Source organism: Paenibacillus macerans (assembly GCF_900454495.1).
Lineage (GTDB): Bacteria > Bacillota > Bacilli > Paenibacillales > Paenibacillaceae > Fontibacillus > Fontibacillus macerans.
Genome location: NZ_UGSI01000002.1, coordinates 1830990 through 1854127, shown reverse-complemented (window position 1 = coordinate 1854127; position 23138 = coordinate 1830990). Strand labels below are relative to the sequence as shown.

The 23138-nt window shown below is 54.6% G+C and carries 18 protein-coding genes; all 18 read right to left on the bottom strand.

Translation table 11 applies throughout. The features are described from left to right. Window positions 1–132: 132 nt before the first annotated feature. The 18 genes from DYE26_RS31600 to DYE26_RS31510 all read right to left on the bottom strand — a co-directional run bounded on the left by DYE26_RS31600 (window position 133) and on the right by DYE26_RS31510 (window position 23073). On the bottom strand, window positions 133–1566 hold the full coding sequence (locus tag DYE26_RS31600; protein WP_036620698.1) for a polysaccharide deacetylase family protein: 1434 nt from the start codon (window positions 1564–1566) through the stop codon (window positions 133–135). Window positions 1567–1748: 182 nt separating this feature from the next. Next, window positions 1749–3527, bottom strand: a complete 1779-nt coding sequence (locus tag DYE26_RS31595) for a peptidoglycan D,D-transpeptidase FtsI family protein (RefSeq protein WP_036620696.1) — start codon at window positions 3525–3527, stop codon at window positions 1749–1751. A 524-nt stretch (window positions 3528–4051) separates the two neighbouring features. Next, window positions 4052–6235: a methyl-accepting chemotaxis protein gene (locus DYE26_RS31590; RefSeq protein ID WP_036620694.1), complete on the bottom strand. Its 2184-nt coding sequence runs from the start codon at window positions 6233–6235 to the stop codon at window positions 4052–4054. A gap of 245 nt (window positions 6236–6480) precedes the next feature. After that, window positions 6481–7815 carry a peptidase U32 family protein gene (locus tag DYE26_RS31585; protein ID WP_036620691.1) on the bottom strand — a complete coding sequence of 445 codons (1335 nt, stop codon included), beginning with the start codon at window positions 7813–7815 and terminating at the stop codon, window positions 6481–6483. 23 nt (window positions 7816–7838) lie between these two features. Next, the gene (locus DYE26_RS31580; protein WP_036620688.1) at window positions 7839–8774 is read right to left on the bottom strand and encodes a peptidase U32 family protein; all 936 of its coding nucleotides are present in this window, start codon (window positions 8772–8774) and stop codon (window positions 7839–7841) included. A gap of 13 nt (window positions 8775–8787) precedes the next feature. Next, window positions 8788–9843 carry an endolytic transglycosylase MltG gene (gene mltG, locus DYE26_RS31575; protein WP_036620685.1) on the bottom strand — a complete coding sequence of 352 codons (1056 nt, stop codon included), beginning with the start codon at window positions 9841–9843 and terminating at the stop codon, window positions 8788–8790. A gap of 94 nt (window positions 9844–9937) precedes the next feature. After that, window positions 9938–10240, bottom strand: coding sequence for a DUF1292 domain-containing protein (locus DYE26_RS31570; RefSeq protein ID WP_082207705.1), 303 nt, complete (start codon window positions 10238–10240; stop codon window positions 9938–9940). Further along, a complete protein-coding gene (locus DYE26_RS31565) occupies window positions 10233–10550 on the bottom strand; it encodes a DUF1292 domain-containing protein (RefSeq protein WP_036620682.1) in 318 nt (105 codons plus the stop codon). Before DYE26_RS31565 ends, DYE26_RS31570 begins: the two co-directional genes overlap by 8 nt. Before the next feature lie 13 nt (window positions 10551–10563). Beyond that, window positions 10564–10980: a Holliday junction resolvase RuvX gene (gene ruvX, locus DYE26_RS31560; protein ID WP_036627733.1), complete on the bottom strand. Its 417-nt coding sequence runs from the start codon at window positions 10978–10980 to the stop codon at window positions 10564–10566. Between the two features lie 302 nt (window positions 10981–11282). After that, on the bottom strand, window positions 11283–11543 hold the full coding sequence (locus DYE26_RS31555; protein WP_036620680.1) for an IreB family regulatory phosphoprotein: 261 nt from the start codon (window positions 11541–11543) through the stop codon (window positions 11283–11285). A gap of 132 nt (window positions 11544–11675) precedes the next feature. Further along, window positions 11676–14300 carry an alanine--tRNA ligase gene (alaS, locus tag DYE26_RS31550; RefSeq protein ID WP_036620677.1) on the bottom strand — a complete coding sequence of 875 codons (2625 nt, stop codon included), beginning with the start codon at window positions 14298–14300 and terminating at the stop codon, window positions 11676–11678. Window positions 14301–15193: 893 nt separating this feature from the next. Then, on the bottom strand, window positions 15194–16261 hold the full coding sequence (locus DYE26_RS31540; protein ID WP_036620671.1) for an AI-2E family transporter: 1068 nt from the start codon (window positions 16259–16261) through the stop codon (window positions 15194–15196). Between the two features lie 547 nt (window positions 16262–16808). After that, window positions 16809–17966 (bottom strand): mannitol-1-phosphate 5-dehydrogenase, encoded by a 1158-nt coding sequence (locus DYE26_RS31535; protein ID WP_036620668.1) that lies wholly within the window; start codon window positions 17964–17966, stop codon window positions 16809–16811. Between the two features lie 2 nt (window positions 17967–17968). Then, window positions 17969–18400 carry a PTS mannitol transporter subunit IIA gene (locus DYE26_RS31530; RefSeq protein ID WP_036620666.1) on the bottom strand — a complete coding sequence of 144 codons (432 nt, stop codon included), beginning with the start codon at window positions 18398–18400 and terminating at the stop codon, window positions 17969–17971. A gap of 41 nt (window positions 18401–18441) precedes the next feature. Further along, on the bottom strand, window positions 18442–20565 hold the full coding sequence (locus DYE26_RS31525) for a BglG family transcription antiterminator (RefSeq protein WP_036627732.1): 2124 nt from the start codon (window positions 20563–20565) through the stop codon (window positions 18442–18444). Window positions 20566–20656: 91 nt separating this feature from the next. Further along, entirely contained in the window at window positions 20657–22093 is a 1437-nt protein-coding gene (locus tag DYE26_RS31520; protein WP_051985322.1) for a PTS mannitol transporter subunit IIBC, read from the bottom strand. 235 nt (window positions 22094–22328) lie between these two features. Then, window positions 22329–22538 carry a hypothetical protein gene (locus tag DYE26_RS31515; protein WP_082208025.1) on the bottom strand — a complete coding sequence of 70 codons (210 nt, stop codon included), beginning with the start codon at window positions 22536–22538 and terminating at the stop codon, window positions 22329–22331. Window positions 22539–22569: 31 nt separating this feature from the next. After that, entirely contained in the window at window positions 22570–23073 is a 504-nt protein-coding gene (locus DYE26_RS31510; RefSeq protein WP_036620664.1) for a PRC-barrel domain-containing protein, read from the bottom strand. Between the last annotated feature and the right edge of the window lie 65 nt (window positions 23074–23138).

Below are 23138 nucleotides of genomic sequence, written 5' to 3'. Positions count from 1 at the left end.
TTCAGTGTACATGATCCCGTGCGGGATTGCAAGCCAGAATATGCACTTGTCTATCTACTCAAGAAGCCGTCCCCAAAAGCAGCTTCAAGCCTGCTCGGGACGGCTTCTTGATGTTATAACGGAACGTTTGGTTTAATTGCAAGGCAGCGTTGTACGCAATGCCCTCTCATCTTCCTCCGCCGCGGCGTGCTGCTCTTTGGCCAAACGGTGGCGGCGGTGCCCGGAATCCATAAATTCACTGATCAAATAGTCAATCGGCATCACGATCAGCTTTGGAACCATCTCTTCCGTATGCTGCTTTAACCTCGAACTCCCCTCCGGATGAACAACACTCATCAATAATTTCAAATAAACCTGGGAGGAACGGGCAAACCAGCCTTTGGGCAAGTCCGTGACGGTAAAACCAAACTGCTCCGGTCCCCGGTTGATCATAGTTACGCCGTACAAGGCCTTAACGTCGTTCAGTTCCGGATGGGCGGTTACGTATTCCGCTAACCGGGGCAACGATTTCTCCATGGCGCGGATCATTTGGATCGCAAGCTGGACCGAAGATCTGGCGCGCGTGCTGTACTGAAACAAGGTCTTATTATCGAGATGAAGTTCCAATATCCGGTCTCCCTGCTCCAAAGACGTTCCTCCGGTCATGGCCACCGGTTTGCCATGATAGGTCGCTTCCCGAAAATGCAGAATCGGATTGTGCTCATCGACGACCTTAAGCTGAAAAACGAAATGGAACAATTTCTCCCACAAAAGCCACAGCGCAACGATGCATCTTTTGAATCCGGATATGGATGCCGGCTTCTTCCGTCCGGGTTCCGCCTCCTTCGTCACTGGCTTCGCTTTTCTTTTCATCTGGCGTGCAGCCTCCGTCTCTTGGATCATTTCATCGATCCGGATGCTTTGCAGTCCCCGCCGCTGGGCTTCCTGCAGCACCCGTTCCAGAGCGACCAACATTTCCCGCGGCGCATCGCTGTTTGCTCCCAACGTAGCGCCGCAATCGTGAAGCAGAAATATTTCTCCGCCGCGAAGCTTCCTCATCATTCGCTCCGTTAACCGATTCGCGCCGACTTTGACGCGCCAATCGCTAAACATCGCCGACCACAACACGATTTGCGTATCGCCCCGGCCCGCGAAATCGAACAAATTCACGATCCCCCATGGCGGGCGGTAATAATGAGACCGGACTCCGGTGGCATCGTAAATGATTTTGTTCGTTTTTTGGATTTGTTTTTTTACGGCGGCGGGCCCCATCAGCCAATTGGTTTTATGGACGTAATTATGGGTCCCGATCAAATGGCCCTCTTCATGCATCCGTTTCAGTAATTCGGGATACTTCTCCGCGTTCGTACCGACGACGAAAAAAGTGGCCTTGGCTCCGAAACGCTTCAACAAGTCAAGCAACTGCGGCGTATATCTCGGATCAGGGCCGTCATCGAAAGTCAGCGCGAATTGCTTCTCGTTGCTCCCATGCTTGAATACGCGAAACCCGAAAATCCGGGTAATTAATCCGGGTATAAAAGCGTACAGCGTTGAAATATAAAACAACCATAGCAGCAAAGTCTCCATATGCTTTCCCCACTTTTCAATGATCAATGACTTTGGCATGCTTTTTAGCATAGCATCTACATTATTTTATCATATCCCCCGCCGGTTTAGGCGTACTTTTTTGGGGAAAGCTCAGGGAAGTTTTTGCGCCATTGGCTTAAAGTACGAGTACTAAAAGTCTGGTTTTAAGCACCGGACATGCTTTACGAACCGCGCGACGCCAGCAAGTCCATCGTCCTGCGGAACAGCTCGGCCGCTTGATGCGCCGAGCCTGCCGGGCGGTTTTGGACCAGTACCGCGACGGCATATTGGGGCTGATCGGCAGGCCCGTATCCGATAAACCACTGATGGTTCTTGTTTACGCCGTCTTTCGGCACCTGGGCCGTCCCGGATTTTCCGGCCAAGGGCCATTTGGCCCGGTTTAGCGAGCGTCCCGTGCCCTCGGTTACCACCATCCTCATCCAGGACAGCAGCGTGTCCGCCGTATGGGGCGAAATTTGCCCGGCGGGAGAAGGCGCGGCTTGTACCGGGAAACCGGCCAGCAGCGAACCGTCCCTAAACCGGATTTCGCTGACCAGCCGCGGCGCCGTCACCTGGCCGCGGTGCAGCAGTGTAACAACCAAGTTGGCCGCCTGGAGCGGAGAGACAAGCACATCGCGCTGGCCGATGGCCGTCTGGGCAAGCGCGCCTCCGTCCACTTTAGACCTATCGTTAAAAACGGCTCCCGCTTCCTCCTGATCCAGCTGTCTGAGATCGTCCCCGTCCAGAAAGCGTTCGGCCTGCCAGCCTACCTGGCGGGCAAGCCCAAGCTTGGATGCCGCTTTTGCGATCCTTGCCGGTCCCAGCCTTTCCCCCAGCGCTGCAAATACGATGTTGCAGGAACGGGAATATCCCTCCCCCAGCGTAATCGTTCCGTGACCGCCTTCCTTCCAGCAGGACAATCCGTATTTTCCATAGTGTCCGCTGCAATGAAAGGTTTCATGCGGGGAGGAAACATGCTCCTCAAGCGCCGCTGCCGCGACAACCGTTTTGAAGATCGACCCCGGAACCGCTGCTTTTACCGCTTTGTTGGCCCAGTCCGGCCGCTTCGGATCCACATGCCGCGGATCGTAAAACGGCAAAGAAACCATCGACACAATGTCCCCATTGTCCGCATCGAGAACGACGACGGCTCCTTCCTTGACATTCATCTCGGCGGCAAGCCGTTCGATCCCCCTTTGCACCCCCTCGTCCACCGTCGTTTTAATTTGCAAAGGATAATAACGGCTGCCATTCGCATTGATCCGCGTGCCTAAACCATCCAGCGGCCGTTTTTGCCCATCTACCGTAAAAGCGGCTCGCACACCGCCGATCCCCCGCAAATAGCGGTCAAATGTCTTTTCCAGCCCGGCCGCTCCGACTTGAAGGGTCATCGGCAAAGGGGTGCGCGGCTGATCCCGGCGCAGCCGCCGGATGACATCCGGGCGCTGAGCGACATAACCCAGCCACTGATTTCCGCGCATTCCCGAATCATAACGCGTTACATAAGGCAACACTTCCAGCCCTTCAAGCCGGGGCAGCTTGCTTGCCTGCGCTTCGGTCAGTTGTAGCGGCTTCTCCCCCTCCCGAAGCCAAACATAAGGTTTCCGCAATCCGGCCCACAATGACCGAAGCTCCGCAGGAGTCACCTCAAGCGAGGCCGCCAATTTACGCAGCGCTTCTCCGTCCGGGACGTCTTTTACGGGAAAAAGAATCGGCGACCAGGCTACCCGTCCGGTTAATGGAAGGCCGTTCCGATCCAGGAAGTTGCCTCTTCCCGGGTCCAATTCGATGCTTTCTTCCCGCTGCCGCACGGCCAGCTCGTTGATCGTCTTGCCGCCGACGGTGGCCGCCCGGAAAGCGGAAGCCGCTTGGATCCAGGCCATCCGCAAGGCAAACACGCCAAGCACGACCGTAAACAACAGCAAAATATAAAAAATGCGTTTTTTGCGCAATAATGACATGATTCGCCCCCCTTGTCCCTTATTATTTCCTGGGAAAAGCGGGTTCACACCAGGGGCGGCTGCTTGAAATAGAAAAGTTCGTCCTGTATCCTCGTCCTGCATCCTGTTGAGCTTCATCCATTGGAAAATATCCAATCTAGCGGTTATGCTTACCAGTGATTTTATTTTCCAACTCTATGGGATATATCCAATTTCAATTCGGGTGCCAGCTGCAGCAGACAATGCCAGCAACAGTCTGGCGGCTCGTAGGAATAGTTGCAAAACGTACAACTAGATCTCAACGAAGCAACAGGTTCATCCGTTTTAATTGCCTTTCCTGCAACTACACCCCATTACTTGCGCCATACCTTCGAATCGTGCAGATTTAATTGCGCAAATTACAACTAAACAAGCGCCCCGCTCCATTTCCCGATCAATAACTGTATCTTTTACAGCTATTCAGCGCAGACACATCTTAAAAACAAACAGCCCCGCAAATCAACTGCTGATTTGCAGGGCTGTGTATGTGCTTAGGTTCAATATGCCTAAACCGTAAACTTGGACAGCGATTCTTTCAGGCCGACCGATACGTTTTCGAGCTTGTTCGACAACTGCACCAATTGATCGCCAACCGTTTGCTGCTCGCTGCTGAGCGAAGCCACTTCTTCGGAGGTGGCCGACGACTGCTGCGCGACGGCGCTGACATTGCTCATCGCTTCCGACAGCACCGTCTGCGCTTCGTTCAACTCGTCGATCGAAGCCGTTACCGAATCGAGATGCCGCACGAAGCCTTCCATTTGCTCTTGAACGGAAACGAAAATCTGGCTGGTTTCCTGTACGGAGTTGGCTTGCTCCTGGAACAAGGGGCTCGCTTCCGAGAGCGCTTTGACCGTTTCGTTCATTTCCTTTTGAATCGTATCGGTAATCTCCCCGACCATCGTAATCGATTGGCGCGATTGCTCGGCCAGCTGGCGGATTTCGTCGGCAACAACCATGAACCCTTTGCCTGCCGCGCCTGCCCGGGCCGCTTCAATCGTCGCATTCAGGGACAAAATATTCGTTTGCTGCGTAATGTTTTGCATCACGTCAAGCACTTTCATTACGGAATTGGTGCTTGCTTTCAAAGAATTGACTTTGTCCGTCAAGGCATTGACCATTTCTCCCGTGATATTCGTTTTTTCCAGAAGGCCGTTCAAATATTCGGTACCTAATTGACTGGACTTCTCGACTTGCCGCGCCGATGCTTCCATCTCTTTGTTGGTTTGAATCACGCGTTCCATTTGCCGGGAAATGTTCTCCGTCAGTTCGTTGCCGCGCTCGGCTTCGTTCGCCAGGCTGGTTGCCCCGTTGGCGATCTCCTCCGTCGCGATGGCGATCTCCTTGGCAGAAAGCGCCGTTTTGTTGGAGGCGTGCGTCAGTTCGGTAGCGGTATCGAGAACCTCCTGCGCCGAACTGTTGGTTTGCTTCACCAGCGAGGTGATATTTTCCATCATCACGTTAAAGCTGTCGGCCAACTGCCCGATTTCATCTTTAACCTTAAGCTCCAACCGGACGTTCAAATTCCCTTTGGAACCTTCCTCCATCAGGTTTTTCAATTTGCCCAGCGGATGCGCGATCATCCGCACCATCCAGATGCCGATCAAAATCGCGATAATGGCGACGCCAATCAGCGAGAAAATCGTAACCAGCAAAATGGCGTTGGCGCTCTGGGTCAATTCTCCCGCGTCAACGGTGCCGAGCAATTTCCAGCCGGAAGACTGCTGCGTATTGAACACAGCCAAAACGGCGTTTCCGTTCGCATCGGTCGTCCGGAAGCTGCCGTAAGGCTCGTTTGCGGCGGCCTCGCCAAGCTTAAATTCCGATTCTTTGCCTTCATCTCCGGCCGCCGACGAACCGACGACGATATTTTGGTCGTTCACCATTTGCAGCTTGGAGTTTTTGCCCAAATTCACTTCCTGCAGGTAACCGTTCAGCACTTCCAGATTGATGTCCGCGATCAGAATGAACCGCTTCATGCTGTTAACGCTTTGCACGGATCTTACGAGACGGAACACGGAGGAGCCCGCTTTTTGTTCCGGCACATTGATCCACATCGTTTTGGACGATTTGGTCACGTCCTCAAACCACGGCTGCTCCCGCACCGTGCCCAGGAAAGCCGTATCGGCGCTTCCGGAAGTGACATCGTCAATGACCTTGTCCGGGGAGAGCATATAAACGGCGGCAACGCCCGTAGTGGAAAATGTCAGCGTATTCAAACGAGTTCTCATTTTATTCGTTGCCGTGAACCGGTCATATTCGGAAACCTCCGACAACGACGCGTCCATAATCGCACTCTGCATTTCGTCATCCAGGAACATTTGCTGCAGATTCTCTTCGTATTTTTGCAAAACGATATCGAGCTTTTGGGAGGTCTGCACAATCGTCTGCAAATTCGCTTGTTCGGCGTTGTCCTGGATCGTCGCCTTAGCCATCTGGGAAGACAAAATGCCGATCGTTAGTACAAACACCATAATCGCCACGAAGAAAATCAAAAACAAACGTATGCCAACCGATTTGGATGGATTAATCTGTTTGGGCAGCTTGTCCTTCAACGAAACCGCCGCCGCTTTCCAGTCAAAACCCGGTTTGCCGGTGTTTCCTTTTTTGGATTCCGTCCGCTCCCCTTTCTTGCTTTTCGCTTTTTTCTTGCTGTCCGCCTGTTGGTCCTCGTTCTTTGGAACCAGACTCATGTTGATCACCCACCACTCATAATAGTTGCACCCTCTGCCAAATAGGCTTTAGGTCATGCCTTAATACTACTGGTATGTATGACTTCCGTCAGTAAATAGTTCGACAATAACTGACGTTCTCCTCTTTAATATCGGCTGGAAATGGAATGGATTTTAAATTTTCTTAACAAAAAAGTCCCAAAACGCAAAAAAGAGGCCTTTTGTCCTAGATAAGAACAGGCCTCAAAGCATATTGCATTTTTAAATTATTTCTTCTTCCGCATCATGTCGAAATAGGATACCGGGTGCTCCACTTTCATTTTGATCCGCTGCAGCGGATGTCTTGCCGCATCCAATTCATTGCCGTCCTCGTCATAAATCGCCCCGACCGTCTGTTTGAAAAACGTCCCGCCCGGTCCGAAAAATTCGACTTCCTGCCCCGGTTTAAAATGGTTGCGCTGCTGAATGACCGCCATGCCGGTATTTTCGTCATATTCCATCACCAATCCGGCAAAGTCGTAAGGCGCAGCCTTTTCCTCCGGCTCGTAAATATGATCTTCATGGTCCGGCGTGTCGTAGAAGAACCCCGTATTCAGCGGGCGATTCGCCGCCTTATTGATTTCCTCCACCCACTCCGGCTTCAGCTCATAGTTGTCCGGATCGGCCATATAGGCGTCGATCGCCTGGCGGTAAACGTTCACGACCGTGGCCACGTAATGGATCGATTTCATCCGTCCTTCGATTTTAAAGCTGTCCACCCCGGCATCGATCAAATCCGGAATATGCTCGATCATGCACAGATCTTTCGATCCCATTGTAAACGCGTTGTCGTTTTCCTCGAACAAAGGCAATTGGGTCACACCCAGACGGAACTGCTGCAACACCTGGTTCTCCCGGGCTTCTTCCTCGGAGACCCAAGCGGCCTCCGGACGGCCGTCCTCAAACAAATCGTATTTCCAGCGGCACGACTGGCAGCAGCCCCCACGGTTGGAGTCGCGGTCGGTAAAATGGTTTGACAGCACGCAGCGGCCCGAGTAAGAGGAACACATCGCCCCGTGAATAAAAGCCTCCAGCTCGATGTCGACATGCTTCTTGATTTCCTCGATTTCGTGCAAACTCGTCTCCCGGCCAAGCACGACCCGCGGCAGGCCTTGCTCCTTCCAGAACTTAACCGCCTGCCAGTTAACCGTCGATTGCTGGGTGCTGAGGTGCACCTCGAGACCGGGAACGACCCGCCGCGCCGTTTCGATAATGACCGGATCGGCCACGATGATCGCGGCGATGCCGATCTCGTACAAATTCCGCAAATAATCTTCAATGCCCTCCAGATCCTCGTTATGGGCATAAATATTGGTGGCCACGAACACTTTGGCCCCGTATTTCCGCGCGAACTCCACGCCCTCGCGCATTTCTTCAAAACTGAAATTATCCGCATTGGAACGAAGGCCGTATTTTTGTCCACCGATATACACGGCATCCGCTCCGTAATGAACGGCGAATTTCAGCTTTTCGAGATTGCCCGCCGGAGCGAGCAGCTCGGGTTTCGCCAGCCGGTAACGATTTCCCGCATATTTCGGGATGTGTTTCTCCGCTGTCCGCATCTTCGTTCACCTCTCCGTTTTATTCAATACACTTGCTCTTTATAGAAAAAGCCGAAGGACAGCTCGCGCTCGGGGTCCTGTACGCGGCGGATTGCCTCGATCCAGGATTCGTCAAACTCATAGCCGTCCGGATCGCGGAAATAAGCCTCGATCGCCAGACGGTACGCGGAGATGACCGTCTCGTTATAGGCCGCCGGCTTCAGCAGCGTTTCGATCTTAAAGCTGTCGATGCCCGCCGCCATCAGCACATGCAGGTCCTCCAGAATGCAAATATCGTCCGAACTCATGATATGCGTACCGTTCCGGTCTTCATAGATCGGGAACTTCTCTTCCGGCCGTTCGGCTTCGATCAGGAACAACCCGCGCCGCGGGCCCAGGTCGCCGCCGGGTTCCACCGGGCGCCCCTGATGATTCATGTAGCTCTGCACCAGCCGGCGTTTGGAATGGTATATGTTCGTCATCCCGTGCACCTGCACCTCCGCTTCAATCTGCAGCGAAGGGGACATGCCCGTAATCTCGTCCATATTCAGCTCGCGCGCCAAAACGACACGGGATGCGCCTTTGGACCCCCAATAATTGGCGGTCGCGTAATTCGTTGAAGTCATTTCCGCGTTCCAATGGAGCCCCAGCTCCGGCGCAACTTCGCGCACCGTCTGCAGCACCGCCGGATCGCCGAATTCCACCGCGTCGACGCCGCAATCGGCGAGGCGCTTCACATAATCGGGCAAATCCTCCAGCAGTTCGTTCGACATCAGGTTATTCACGCATACGTAGATTTTGGCTCCCCGCTCATGTCCAAAGCGAACGGCCGCGGCAATTTCGTCCGGCGAGAAATCGCCGGGAAGCCGCATGCCGTATTTAGCTTCGCCAATGAGAGCCGCATCCGCCCCGGCCGCCAAATAACGCTCCAGCTCTTTCAGCGATCCCGCGGGAACGAGCAGTTCCGGTTTTTTCGTCATACAGTTTACCACCTTATTTCTCGGCCATAGCCTTGCTAGTCTCGATGTTTTTCAAATGCTCCGCGTACGTTTTGGCAAACAGATGCTCGCCGCTTCCGTCTTTTTTCGTCACATAAAAAAGATATTCCGAAGCCGCCGGCGCCAGCGCCGCCTCGATTGATTTAAGGCTCGGGGCCGCGATCGGGCCGGGCGGCAGACCTTCGTAAAGATAAGTATTATAAGGGCTGTCCACGCTTCGCAAATCGGAATTCAGCAGCCGCTCCTTCGGCTTGTCCAGCACGTACTGCACCGTCGCGTCGATCTCCAGCTTCATGTGCTTGGCCAGCCGGTTATAGATGACGCCGGCCACCATACTTCGCTCCTTGTCAACCACGACTTCCCGCTCCACCAGCGAGGCCACCGTCATCAGTTCGTTCAGGGTAAGGCCCCGTTCCTTCAGTTTTTGCCGGAAGTCCGGGATGCCGTCCAGCCTTTTCTCCGTCTCCTGGAGCATACGCAAGGCGATATCCCGCTCGGTGCTGCCTTTTTTGAGCTCATAGGTTTCCGGGAACAGATACCCCTCCAACCGATAGGTTAATTTGTCGTTTTGCGGAATTTCCTTCAGCAGCTCGCTGTCCAGCCCGGAAGCGTCTCCGGCCAGCTTTAAGAACGCGTCCTTGTCGAGGACGCCCTCCTCGCTCAGCTTATCGGCCATCTGCTTAACCGTAAACCCTTCGGGGATCGTAAACCGGACCATCTCCGCTTTGACGACATCGCCGCTGTTCAGCCTGGCGATGATTTCGTCATACATCGCTCCCGGATTGAATTCATAAACGCCGGCTTGAAAACGGCTGCCTTCGGACTTCCATTTCAAGTAAGACCGGAATAATAATGAATTTTTAATAAGTCCCTGTTTCTCCAGCAAATCCGCAATTTCGCCGGTGCCCGTTCCGGGCTCGATCGTTATTTTAACGGCCTGTTCCGACGCCTTGACAGGCTGCATGCCCGTATATACATAAGCGCCCGCGGCACCTGCCGCGGCTATCACGAGCACGATCAATATGCTCAGCCATTTTAGCGCCTTTTTCAATCGCTCAACCCCTTTACAGCCAAAAAGAGCGGTTGTTACCCCGCCCTTCCCAGACCGTTCTTATCCGCTTCGTGCTTAGAACCTGGTAATACGTTTATTCCGGGAACGTCAATTCGTCATAAAGCTCGGATACGTTCTCCCACTCATCGTCGTCGTCGATGGTAATGAGCTCCAAAGATCCGTCCGCCGCTTCCGCGATTTTAAAAATCTCCGGTTCATCGTCCCGGCCGGCATTTTCCGGCAGCAGAACGGCGTAGGACGCCCCCGCTACGTCAAACTCACGCTCGACCTTGTAGTAGGACGCTTTGCCGGATTCATCCTCCAGCTCCACAACCGGGCCATAGGCGTCGCGCACGCGCGAAGACCAAACGACTTGATCCGCCGTGAACTCAGTCATGATCATCTTCTCCGTCGAACTCGTCGATCAGCGTGTTGAACGTCTCCTCCACGATTTCCCATTCTTCATCGCTTTCAATCGTGAACAGCTTCAGATCATCGCCGTCTTCCTCGTAACGGAATGCGTATACCTCTTCGCTCTCTTCATCCTCGTTCTGATCGGAATCCAGAGGAACGACCATCATATACTTATTGTCGGAACCGTCAACTTCGAATTTCATAATCACTTCGAATTCTTCTTCATTCCCCTCTTCATCGGGAATATAAATAATCTCCGGTTCTTCTTCATTGCCGATACGATCTTTAGACATGAGCGGGTCCTCCTCACATTTTACTCTTAGAGTCCAAATAATTTTGTAAAATCAAGCTGGCGGCCATTTTGTCCACGACCCCTTTGCGCTTCTTTCTGCTGACGTCCGCCTCGAGCAGCGTCCGCTGCGCCGAGACGGTCGTTAGCCGCTCATCCCAAAGATGAACGGGCAGATTCAGCCTGCTTTGCAGGTCGTCGGCAAAAGCCTTGCATATTTCTCCGCGGGGACCGATCGAGCCGTTCATGTTCTTGGGAAGCCCAACTACGATCTCTTCCACTTCATGCTGCTTCACCAGCTCCGCGATCCGGCCGAATTCTCCGCCTTCTTTGCGGCGTTCGATCACTTCCACGCCTTGGGCGGTCCAGCCGAACGCATCGCTGACGGCCACCCCGATCCGGCGGTCCCCGTAATCCAGACCCATAATTCTCATGCGTTGCTCCTTTAAGTGCGAGTTCAAAAAAGCCGACTTTTCAGCACCGAAGTGTATGCTTCCGATATGCGTTTTTTCAAAACGCTTTAGGTCGGATGAAGCTAAGGACGAAGGAGCGGAGCTGAACGTTTTCGGAGAAAACGGCTTCGCAAGCATAAGCTTGCGAGCCTGCGTGAGCAACTGAAATGTTTCCGCAGGAAACATACTTCGAAAGCATATGCCCCCACCCGGCTGAATTCAAAATTCGACGCCGAATCCGCTTCTTGTCCTGCTTCGTGATCAAAAGTCGGCATTTTGCCTCTTTAACGGTGGCCGGCCATGTAGTACCGGACCAACTCTTCAATCAATTCATCGCGCTCTTTCTTGCGCACCAAGCTTCGCGCGTTGTTATGCCGCGGTATATACGCAGGGTCCCCCGACAGCAAGTAACCGACGATCTGGTTGACCGGGTTGTATTCCTTCTCCTGCAGGGCTTCGTATACCGTTAAAAGTATTTCCTTTGCCGACGCCTCTTGCTCATCGCCCTTGACGTTAAACTTGACGGTTTTATCCATGGAGTCCATGATGACACCTCGCTTCTTCAGACATCCCTATATGATCGCAGCCGGCTTCTACTTAGCCTAATCATACTATACCATATCATGGGTTCCATAAGGAAATTTTCGGCAGCCCCCGTCAAATTTTTATCGGCGGATTCAGCCTTGTGAAGCGATCAGTTGTTCCGCTAGCTTCAAGGCTTCGTCCAGCTTGCCGGCGTCCTTGCCGCCGGCTTGGGCCATATCCGGCCGGCCGCCTCCCCCGCCGCCGCAAACCGCGGCGATTTCCTTGACGAGCTTGCCGGCGTGAAGTCCGCGTCCCACCGCTTCCTTTGGCACGGCCACGACAAAATTCACCTTGTCATCCATCGGCGCGCCCAGCACGAGAACAGCGTCGGGAAGCTTGGCCTTCAGTTCGTCGGCCAGACCGCGCAGCGCCTCCATGCTGCCGGCTTGCACCTTGGCGGCGAGCAGGCGGGTTTCGCCTACGCTGACGACCTTGCCAGTCAGCTCGCCGGCTTCGATCGCGCTGAGTTTGCTCTGCAGCGATTCGTTCTCCCGGCTCAATTCCTTCAGTTGCTGGTACAGCCCCTCGATCCGTTTCGGCACATCGCTTACGTTTGCTTTAAGCAGGCCGGCCGCCTGGTTCAGCAGGTCCAGCTGCCCGTCCAGGAACAAGTAAGCGCCGCGTCCGGTCACCGCCTCAATCCGGCGCACGCCGGAACCGATGCCGCTTTCGCTGACGATCTTGAACAGGCCGATTTCGGCCGAGTTGTTCACGTGGCAGCCGCCGCACAGCTCCAGGCTGTAGTCGCCGACCTTCACAACGCGGACGATATCGCCGTATTTCTCGCCGAACAGCGCCATGGCGCCCATCGCTTTCGCTTCATCGATCGGTTTGAGCAGCGTGCTGACCGGCAGCGCCTTCCAGATCTGCTCGTTGACGCGCCGTTCGATTTCAGCAAGCTCCTCCGGCGAAATGCTGCCGAGATGCGAGAAGTCGAAGCGCAGGCGCTGCGGCTCAACCAACGAGCCGGCTTGATTGACATGCTCGCCCAGCGTTTCCTTCAAAGCTTTGTGCAGCAGGTGGGTGGCCGTATGGTTTTTGACCGTTTGGGCCCGCTGCTCCTCGTCGACCGCTGCGGTTACGCTCATGCCGACGCGCAGCTCCCCGGATTCCACCGTCACCTGATGCACATGCTGGCCGTGCGGCGCTTTGAACAAGCCCTCCACTTTGGCGCTGCCCGACTCGCCGCGGATGATCCCCTGATCGCTCACCTGACCGCCGCTTTCGGCATAAAAAGGCGTGGCTTCCAAAATGATCTGCCCCGTCTTGCCGGAGGCGAGCGTATCGACGAACGTTTCGTCCGCGATAATAGCCACGATAGTGGTGTTTACTTCAAGCTCATTATATCCAACGAACTCCGTTTTAGTCGTAAAATCCGCCAACACGCCGCCCTGCACTTTCATGCTGCCGCTTTCGTGGCGGGCCTTCCGGGCCCGCTCGCGCTGCTCCTCCATCGCGGCTTCAAAGCCTTCGCGATCGACGCTTAGGCCTTGTTCGGCCGCGAAATCTTCGGTCAGGTCGAGCGGGAAGCCATAGGTATCGTACAGCTTAAACGCATCCGTCCCGCTGATCAGCGTGCGGCCGGCCGCTTTCGCTTCGGCACTGATCTCGGCCAAAATCGCCAGGCCGTCGCTGAGCGTTTCGTGGAAGCGCTCCTCTTCGTTATGGATGACTTTCTCAATAAACTCCCGTTTGGTCACGACGTCCGGGTAGTAGCTGCCCATAATTTCCCCTACGGTTTCCACCAGGCCAAACATAAACGGTTTGTCCAGTCCGATCAGCTTGCCGTAGCGCACGGCCCGGCGCAGCAAGCGGCGGATGACGTAACCGCGCCCTTCGTTGGACGGCAGCACGCCGTCGGCCACGGCGAAGGCGACCGTACGGATATGGTCGGCGATCACTTTCATCGCGACGTCGCTGTCTTCGGCAGCCTTATACTCTATCCCGGCCATCGCCGCCGTCTTGGCGATAATCGGCTGGAACAGATCGGTGTCGAAGTTGGAGTCCACATTTTGGAGGATCGACGCAAAACGCTCCAGACCGGCTCCGGTATCGATGTTTTTGTTGGGCAGCGGCGTGTAGCTGCCGTCTTTGTTATGGTTGAATTGCGAGAATACAAGGTTCCACACTTCAAGGAAACGTTCGTTCTCGCCGCCCGGATACATTTCCGGACCGGACAGATCGCCGTAGGCGTCCCCGCGGTCGTAGAAAATTTCGGTACACGGTCCGCAAGGGCCTTCGCCGATATCCCAGAAGTTGTCCTCCAGCTTCACGATCCGCTCCGCCGGAATGCCGATTTTTTCGTTCCACAGCTTGTACGCTTCTTCATCCTCGGGGTAGACGGTCACCGACAGACGCTCCGGATCGAACCCGATCCACTGGGGACCGGTCAGGAATTCCCAGGCCCAGGTGATCGCCTCTTCCTTGAAATAGTCGCCGATGGAGAAATTGCCCAGCATCTCAAAAAACGTATGGTGCCGCCGCGTTTTGCCGACGTTTTCGATATCGTTCGTGCGGATGCACTTTTGCGAGTTGGCCAGGCGCGGATTTTCCGGCTTCACCCGGCCGTCAAAATATGGCTTGAGCGGGGCCATCCCGGCGTTGATCCATAGCAGCGACGGATCGTTATGCGGAACGAGCGAAGCGCTCGGTTCGATTTTGTGGCCTTTGCCGGCGAAAAACTCCAGCCACTTGGAACGGATTTCACTTGCTTTCATAGTTTTTGACCTCCTAGAGTTCATATACAAATAAAATTCGGCACCCTATCCGGATGCACCGGCAAAAATAGCGGCGTTTTTGGGCGTTATTTCGGGGACTCGGCCAGTTTTGCGGAAGATAGCGGTAATTTTAGGCGTTATTCCGTCAGCACCTTAAGGAAACATGCCCATTTGCAGCTCCCGCTCGAAAATAGCACCAAAAAAGTCCTCTATTTACGGCTTGACCGGGGAATCCGCGAAAATAAGACCCCTTTTTTCCGCTATTTAGCTGAGCCTTGTAAAAACGCCTCGCGGAACAACAAAAAAACGCCCCTGAAATACAGGGACGATTGCATCGCGGTACCACCCTGGTTATCGCCTCCGCCGCCGTCCGATTCCGAAGACCGGCACGACACCGTATAGCGATCGCCTCATTGGTCCGGTAACGGGGACCTCGCCGGTGAATTTGGACTCACACTCCGAAATCAGCTTTCCGCCCGCGCGAGATTTCGGGTTCTCTCAGCCGACGCATTCAAGGAGGGCATTGCGCCCGGCCTAAAGCGAAGGAACCCTTCTCTGATAAATCCACGATTCGAACGTACTCCATTTCATCAACGATTTAACTACTTTGAAAATAATATTTTTAGTATATAAGGCGAAAAACGCGCTGTCAATGCACCTTTACACTGGATGGCACCGGTACGCCTCAACCGGGCACATTTAGCGTCGTTTACCCGGCACTTAGCGGCGTTTGGCAGCACTTAGAGCATTTAGAGCACTAGCGTTGCATTAAATCTGACAAGATACATTTTCTAGCCTCACCTATATCTAACGGTTGCCACAAGCGTTATTTGTTCGAAAAACGTTGATTTCAAAGTGTAACGGTCAACTCCCGGGCCGCCGCAGCAACCCCTTCACATGGCCTTGCGCCGCACGTAATAAGTGAAAAAATGCTGAATGATCACCTTCATTACGGCGAACAGCGGTACGGCCAAAATCAACCCCGGAACCCCGGCGATCTCCCCGCCGACCAGCAAGGCGAAAATGATCAGCATCGGATGCAAGTGCAAGCTGCGGCCGACCACCTGCGGCGAGATGACGTTGCTTTCGATCGTCTGGCAAAGCATGTTGACGAGCAGCACGAACAGCACCATTTTCCACGATATCGTGGTAGCCATGACAAGCGCCGGGGCGGCGCCGAGAAAAGGCCCCAGGTAAGGAATGATGTTGCAGACCGCCACAACTCCGGCGAGCAGCAGGGCGAACGGCATCCCGATCATCATGTACCCGATATAAGCCAGTACGCCGATAATAACGCAGACAAGCAGCTGCCCCCGAATGTAGTTGCCGAGCGCCTGGTCGATTTCCCTCAGCAGCGTGATGATCGATTTGCGGCCGGAGCGCGGAAGATATCGAAGCACAAGCCGTTCAATCAACTCGATGTCCTTCAGCATGTAGAAAATGAGAAAAGGAATGATAAACGCGTTAAAAACGACTCCGATCGTTGCCCCGATATTGTCCAAAAAACGCGAAATCGCGCTCGCCAGCCGGTTCTCGAACTGAAAAAACCAGTTGTTCATCCCCATGCGCACGCTGCCCGGCAACAGGCCGTTATCCCAGCGGTTCATCATCTGCTGCGTATGGATGGTCAACTCCGGCAAATGCTCTCCCAGCTCTTCCAACTGCTCCACGAACATCGGGATAACGTTCATCAAAATAACCGCAAGCGCGGTCAGAAACACCGCATAAATGAGCAGCACCGCGATCGTTCGCGGCACTTTGCGCCCGCCGAGCATGCGGACGACCGGATTCAGGACGTAGGAGATGATGATGGCGATCACGAACGGGGCGAGCACCGCTTTGAGAAAGCCGTAAACCAGCGCAAACATCGGGCGAAGCAGCCAAATGAAGTACAAAATCAACAGCCCGAGCAGCAGCCAAACCCCATAGCGGAATGCCTTGCTTTTGAAGATCGGTTCCATGCGCGATTCCTCCTTTGGCAATGGATTGGCTATAGTTCATTATTTGCCGGAGGAGGGAAAAATAATCGCAAGCGTTTTGGGCCATGGCTAATCCAAGGCTATTACATCTATCCATCTATACCATCTATACCATCTATGCCATCTATTCTTGCTATGCCAACAGTGTCCGTTTATGCCAACAATGCCCGCTATGCCAACCATTCCAATTCCAGCGAAATGCAAAAGTGCAGTTCCTTCTCACCAATGCTCCGAATATGGCTCACCAAATGCAAAAATGCAGTTCATTCCCGGTTGAAAGCGTATTTTTCATCAAAAAAATCCCAAATCAGATGTAATTTTGCATTTCATTCGCTCAAAAGTGGAAGTTTATAGTGCGTTGTAATGCATTTTTGCATTTGATCCAGTAAGGCGCCAGTTCTTCTAGGCCGGACAGGGAACCCCCTACCCGGCCTAGAAGAACTTATAGCCAATTACCGATACATGCGCAGCCTATCAATTAACGGGCCATTAATGGGCCATTAACGGCCCATCAACGGGCCTAGCTTAGTTAGCGGTCCTTGTTCAACTCCTCGTAATGGCGCAGCGCGGCTTGAACAATCGGGTGGTCCACCCCAAGCCCCGTGTACTTCGCAAGGGTGCTCTCCGGCCCGGCCCCCCGCAGATAAGCCTGAAGCTCCTCTACTTCCGCGTCATCCGGCGCGGTGAAGAACAGCGCCGCCGCCATCGTCCGCGCCAGGTAATCGTACCCGAGCCCGCGCTTATAAGCTTGCGCCGCCGGGGAGACGAGCCTGTCGCCGGGGGACAGCTTGCGGATCGGCGAGCGGCCGACGCGCGACACTTCATCCGTCAGCGCCGGATTGGCGAAGCGCTGCAGCGTCGTGTCGATGTAGGCCTGGTGCTCCGCCTCCGCAAACCCGTGCTTGGCTATAAGCACCGCTCCCGACTCGGCAAGCACCGAACGGACATGCCCGGCTACCTTTTCATCCTTCATCGCTTCCTGAATGGTTGCGTAACCTTGCAATTGGCCGATGTAGGCCGCCGAGCAGTGCCCCGTGTTTACGGTAAACAGCTTGCGTTCGATGTACGGCTCCAACCGGTCCACGTAATGTACGCCCGCGACTTTATGGAAGCCGGCGAACATTTGCGATTGATCCACCGCCCATTCGTAAAAAGGCTCGACAACGACCTGAAGCGGGTCTTCGTGCTGCTGCAGCGGAACGATCCGGTCCACCGCCGCGTCCGGAAAGGCGACCGTTTGATCCGCCCAGCGGCGCGTCTCCTCATCGAGCTGCGCATAGACGTGCGCCTTCAACTGGGAACTGCCGCCGATGGCGTTTTCGCAGGCGATGACGTGCAGCTTCGCCTCCGCGTTGCCCTGCTTGCGCAGCTTAAGGCCCGCGGCAATCGTGCCGGCAATATGCTTCAGTATCGATACGCCGACCGCCGTCGTCACCAGATCCGCTTCCGCAACCGCCCGCGCGGCTTCCTCCGGTTCGCTTACGCTGTTCAGCGCGGTGACGCCCGTAACCGTCAGCGTTTCGCGATGTTCGCTGGCAAGGATGACGGGATACTCCCCGCGCCGTTTCAATTCGGAAACGACGCGGTCGTTTACGTCAACGAAGCAAACCTCGTAGCCCGAACGGGACAGCAGCAGCCCGATGAATCCTCTTCCGATGTTGCCCGCGCCAAAATGGACCGCCTTCATCATTACATCCCCCCTTCGAGGATATCGGCAATTTCTTCTTCGGTCGCGGCGTTCATGATGCGTTCCAAGTTCGATTCCTCGGTGAAGATCATGGCCACGTTGGTCAGCACCTCCATATGGTCGCCGCCGGCCGCCGCGATGCCGATCACGATAAACGCCGGCTCATCGCCGCCGAAATCGACGCCTTCCGGAAAACGCACGACCGACAGCCCCGTGGAGAAGATCAGATTTTTCGCTTCCTTGGTCCCGTGCGGGATAGCCAGGCCGCCGCCCATGTACGTAGAAACGATCTCTTCGCGCTCCAGCATTTTGTCGACGTACTCCGGCGCGACGTGGCCGGCGTCGACCAACAGTTTACCGGCCATGCGGACGGCTTCGTATTTGTCTTTGGCTTTTCCGTTCAGGATAATTTTTTCTTTAGACAGCATTTTCATTTATTTTCTCTCCTTTTCCACTAATATCCTACCAATTTCCATCAATAGTTCTCAACATACTGCAGCAATTCCGCCGCCAAAAAGTCGCGGATATCCGCGCGCTCCCCGGTTTCGAGCAGTTCGATCAGCTCCGGCTTGAGCAGCAGGGCGCTGATTTCGCTAAGCACCTCCAGGGTTTCCTTCGGCAGCTCCCGTGGGGCCAGCATAAACAGAATGGCGCTTATCCGGGTATCCCCGTCCAGCACCACGGGCTCCGCCATCCGGAACAAAGCCAGCGAACGATAGTTCACAAACCGGGTGCGGGTATGGAATAGCGCAAGCGAAGTGCCGGGAATGACTTGGCTGGCCATCTTTTCGCGTTCCAGCAAGCGGTCGGCGACGGCCTCAATATCGGACATTGCGCTGACGCTTTCGCGCGTCTCCCGGTACCCTCCGGTTCCGGGAGAGACGGCGGCGCTCTCCGGAAAGGCAGCGTTTATCTCTTTGAGCGCCGCCAAAACCGTCTCGCGCAGGGAGCAACCCGCGTTATCCAGCGCTCCCACCACGAACTGGTCCAGCAGAAGGACGATTTCATCCATCATGGAGTTTAAGGTCCGCAGCCGGTCGTACGCCCTCGTTTTGGCCGAATCTTTGTGCGGAGCGTTTTTCCTCAATTTGAGTGTCGTATTTTGCAAATAGTGGAGCAGCCGGTCGCTGTCCTCGTCCGTCAGCAAAGGACTTAACCTAACGTACCGATCGGACGGAAGCGGCAGATCGATCGTGGAGATGATCAAATCGTAATCTTCCTCCGGCAAGCGTTTCGCTTCGTACCAGGACACATTCCCCATCACTTCGATCTGCGGCATTTCCTTGGCCAGCCGCGTAGCCAGCAGCTTCGAGGAGCTGAGTCCGCTGGAGCAGACAAGAATGGCCCGCACATTCCGGCCCAGCTGATTCAACCGCTCTATCGACGCGCCGAAGTGCATGACCAGGAAGCCGATTTCCTCGTCGGGAACCTCCAGGTTCACGCCGCTTTCGTTCATCGCTTCCCGGACGATGTAGAACAGATCCTCGTAGTCCTTGCGGATCGCGCCCAGCAGCGGGTTGCGGATTCTCGCCCCTTCGCGGATCCGTTTGAACGCCGGACCCACATGCTCAAGCAGGCCGCTGCCGAGCAGCCGGTCCTCCTGAAACGGGATGCCGGTCCGCTTCACGACGTTGTCCGTCAGCCGGGACACGATGTCCACCAGCTCCATGTCCGCCTGCACCAGCTCCGGCGAAGCATCCCTGGCCTGATGGAACAGGCGCCCCATATATTGAACCTCATCCTGCGGAAACCGCAAATCCAGCTTTTCGCCCAAAAGTTTGGCAAAACGTTCCGTCTCGCCTTCTCCGGGCCGGTCATCGCTGCCTCCCGGAGATGACGCGGCCAAAACGGCTCCGGAAACGCGGCGGCCCACCCTAATGCGGTTGACGGTTACGGACAGGTTGATCAGCAGCTGGGTATAGGCTTTTTCGGATAAATGCTCGGTCCAATCCCAGTTCATTTGCCACAGCGTATTTTCCACCGTCATCAAGTGCTGCGAGCCCGCCGCTTCCAGCAAATGGTCGATGGCCGCCGACCAGCGGCGTTCGGTTGAACCGCCGATCAGATCGGAGTAGTCCAAATGATCGGATGCCAGTTGGCAAATGGCGGCCCTTTTGCCGATCTCCTCCCCGACGATTTCCACACCGTATCCTCTCCGGCGAACCAGCTCAAGTCCAAACCGGCGAATCCACGGACCAACCTCATCAAGGTCGCTGCTTACGGTAGCCGCCGTAACTTTCAGATCGTGAGCCAGCGTAAACAGCTTGCATGGCTCAAGTTCATCCAGCAGACGGCAGATCAGCATAATTTTCCGCTCTTCGCCGGAATAATCGCCGGGGCTGCCCTCGAGCAGCAGCCGGCGCGCTTCCTCCAGGCGCTCCTGTTCGTCATTGCCCGGGGCATCGCTCCAAACGGAAATGCCCGTGCCGGATTTACGGTACAGCATGAGGCCAAAATAGGCGAGGCTTTTCTCGATTTCGTCCAATTCCCGGTGTACCGTCCTGACGCTGACCCCGATATCGGCGGCGATCTCGGCGGCGGTCATACCCGTTTTCCGCCCGAGCAGGAGCAGAAAGATCTGCTTTTGCCGGGCGGTCATTTTCCTCACTAGAACTCCCCCTTCGAAAAAACAGACGCAAAACACCGGCGAAGCGAACCGCCAGTGTTTTGCCAGTATCGTCCCCGCGAGCTTAGCCTTTCAGCCGTTCAACCAGCTCGTCGTATTTCGGACTTTTCAGGAAATTGTCGATGGAGATATGCTCCGCGTCCGGCTTGTTCGCCTTGGCGCGCTCCGTGAGCGTTTTTTGCGTAATGACGATATCCGCGTCATCCGGAATTTCGCTGACCGCCGAATTGACGACCGTCACCTTCACGCCGGCATCCTGCATTTTTTTGCGCAGCACCGAGGCGCCCATGGCGCTCGAGCCCATGCCCGCGTCGCAGGCGAACACGATTTTGTTAACCGCATCCTTGCGCACGCTCGTTACCGCTTCAGCCGCTGCTTGCGTATTCACGCCGGCGGATTTCATCTCTTTCATTTTTGCCGACGCTTCTTCCAAATCCAGTTCTTCATCGTTTTTCTTACCCGTTTTCAGCAGCAAAGCCGCAACCAGGAAGGAAACAACCGCAGCTACGATGACACCGCTGAACATCGGCAGGAATCCGCCTTTCGGCGTCATCATAATGTAAGTGAGAATACTGCCTGGAGAAGGCGCCCCGGAAAGAGCGGCACCGGTCAACTGGAACGTAAACGTACCGGCTACGCCGCCGGCGATCGCGGCAAGAATCAGCACCGGCTTCATCAGGATGTACGGGAAGTAAATCTCATGAATCCCGCCGAAGAAGTGGATGACGACCGCACCCGGAGCGGATTGCTTCGCCGAACCGCGTCCGACCAGCCAGTAGGCCAGTAGGATACCAAGGCCGGGGCCGGGGTTCGATTCCAGCATAAACAACATGGATTTACCCACCCGCGCGACTTCTTCAGCCGCGAGCGGCGTAATAACGCCGTGGTTGATGGCATTGTTCAGGAATAACACCTTGCCGGGTTCGATAATGATATTGACCAGCGGCAGCAATTTGGCATCCACCAGGAAGTTCACGCCGGAAGACAACACCTTGCTGATCGCTTGCACGAACGGACCTACGCCGGAGTAAGCTCCCAACGCCATCGCGCCGCCAAAAATGCCGATCGAAAAGTTGTTGACCAGCATTTCGAAACCGGAACCGATTTTGCCTTCAATCGCTTTGTCGAATTGTTTGATCAACCAAGCCGACAAAGGACCTACGATCATGGCGCCGAGGAACATCGGAATGTCGCTGCCGACGATAACCCCCATAGTCACGATCGCGCCGGTGACGGCCCCGCGTTTGCCGTGAACCATCTGCCCGCCGGTGTAGCCGATCAGCAGCGGCAGCAAATATTTGATCATCGGGTCGACCAATTTACCCAAATATTCGTTTGGAAACCAACCGGTCGGAATAAACAAGGCGGTAATCAAGCCCCAGGCGATAAAAGCGCCGATGTTCGGCATGACCATGCCGCTAAGCGCACGTCCGAACCGCTGCACCTGCACCCGGATTCCGCCGCTTCCCTCTGGTTGTGCTTTGGTTTGTGCTATAGCCATAAAGAGAAACCTCCTTCAAAAATTGTGCGGACCACCACAAACTTTAGGATTTACCGTGTTCCTAATCTCATCCTAATTCAAAGCGCTTTCTTTCTCAATCAAATCAAAATGCGGTTTCGTCATGATCGTTGTTGACAATTTTTTAAGAGCAGAAAAAAAAAGCCGCCCGCTCTATTTACGATAAATAGATGGACAGCTCTTAGCATTTCCGCAGGCGGAAGCGAATATATATTTTTTAAGAAGAAGCTTGGATCTGCGGGAATTCCTGCACGATCTCCTCGCCGAAAAACAAGTCGTCCAGGGAGCTTAGCGTCCCGTCTTCCTCCACTTGATAAACCGACATTTTGTCGCCGTTCACCGTCAGTTCGATAAAGCATCCCCAGCAGTAAAACTGATGGGAACCGATTTTGCCGATATCCTTGGAATTGCAATTTGGACATTTCATCATTGACCGACCACCTACCGTTCGTAAAAATTCATGGTTTTTCAAGCAGTTGCTCGCTGCTGCGGGGCACCATGATCGCATTTTCCCCTCGGGTCATTTCCGGGACAAAGGGGAGCACTTTCCGCCCTTCCATCAGATCGGTGAAAAACCCGTCGCTTATTTCAATTCCAGTAATTGTGTTTCCCAATTCGTGTTCAAAATAAACATCCGTGACGTATCCGATCCGAATCCCGTCCTCCGTAAGTACGGACAGATCCTTCAATTTGCCGGGTCCGGACAAAAACGTATTTTGTATATGCTCGGCTTCCCATTTGCAGACAGCCTGTTGATTGCGTATCATCACAGCATCCTCGCCGTAAGCGACGATATCGTCCCAGAGCACCGCCTTGATGCTGGAATGAAAAAGAGATCTGTTCTCCAGCTGAATGCCCGTGATCGACCAATCGCTCCCCAGCAAGACATCAAGAACTTTCCCGACCCGCTTGCCTTGTTCCACGTCAAAGACAGCCAGGCCGATCATTTCCTGCATTCTCATGAACCGCCGACACTCCCTGCTGGCATTTCCCTTGGTTGCTTAGCTTAATTTCTGCCTCCCTCCGC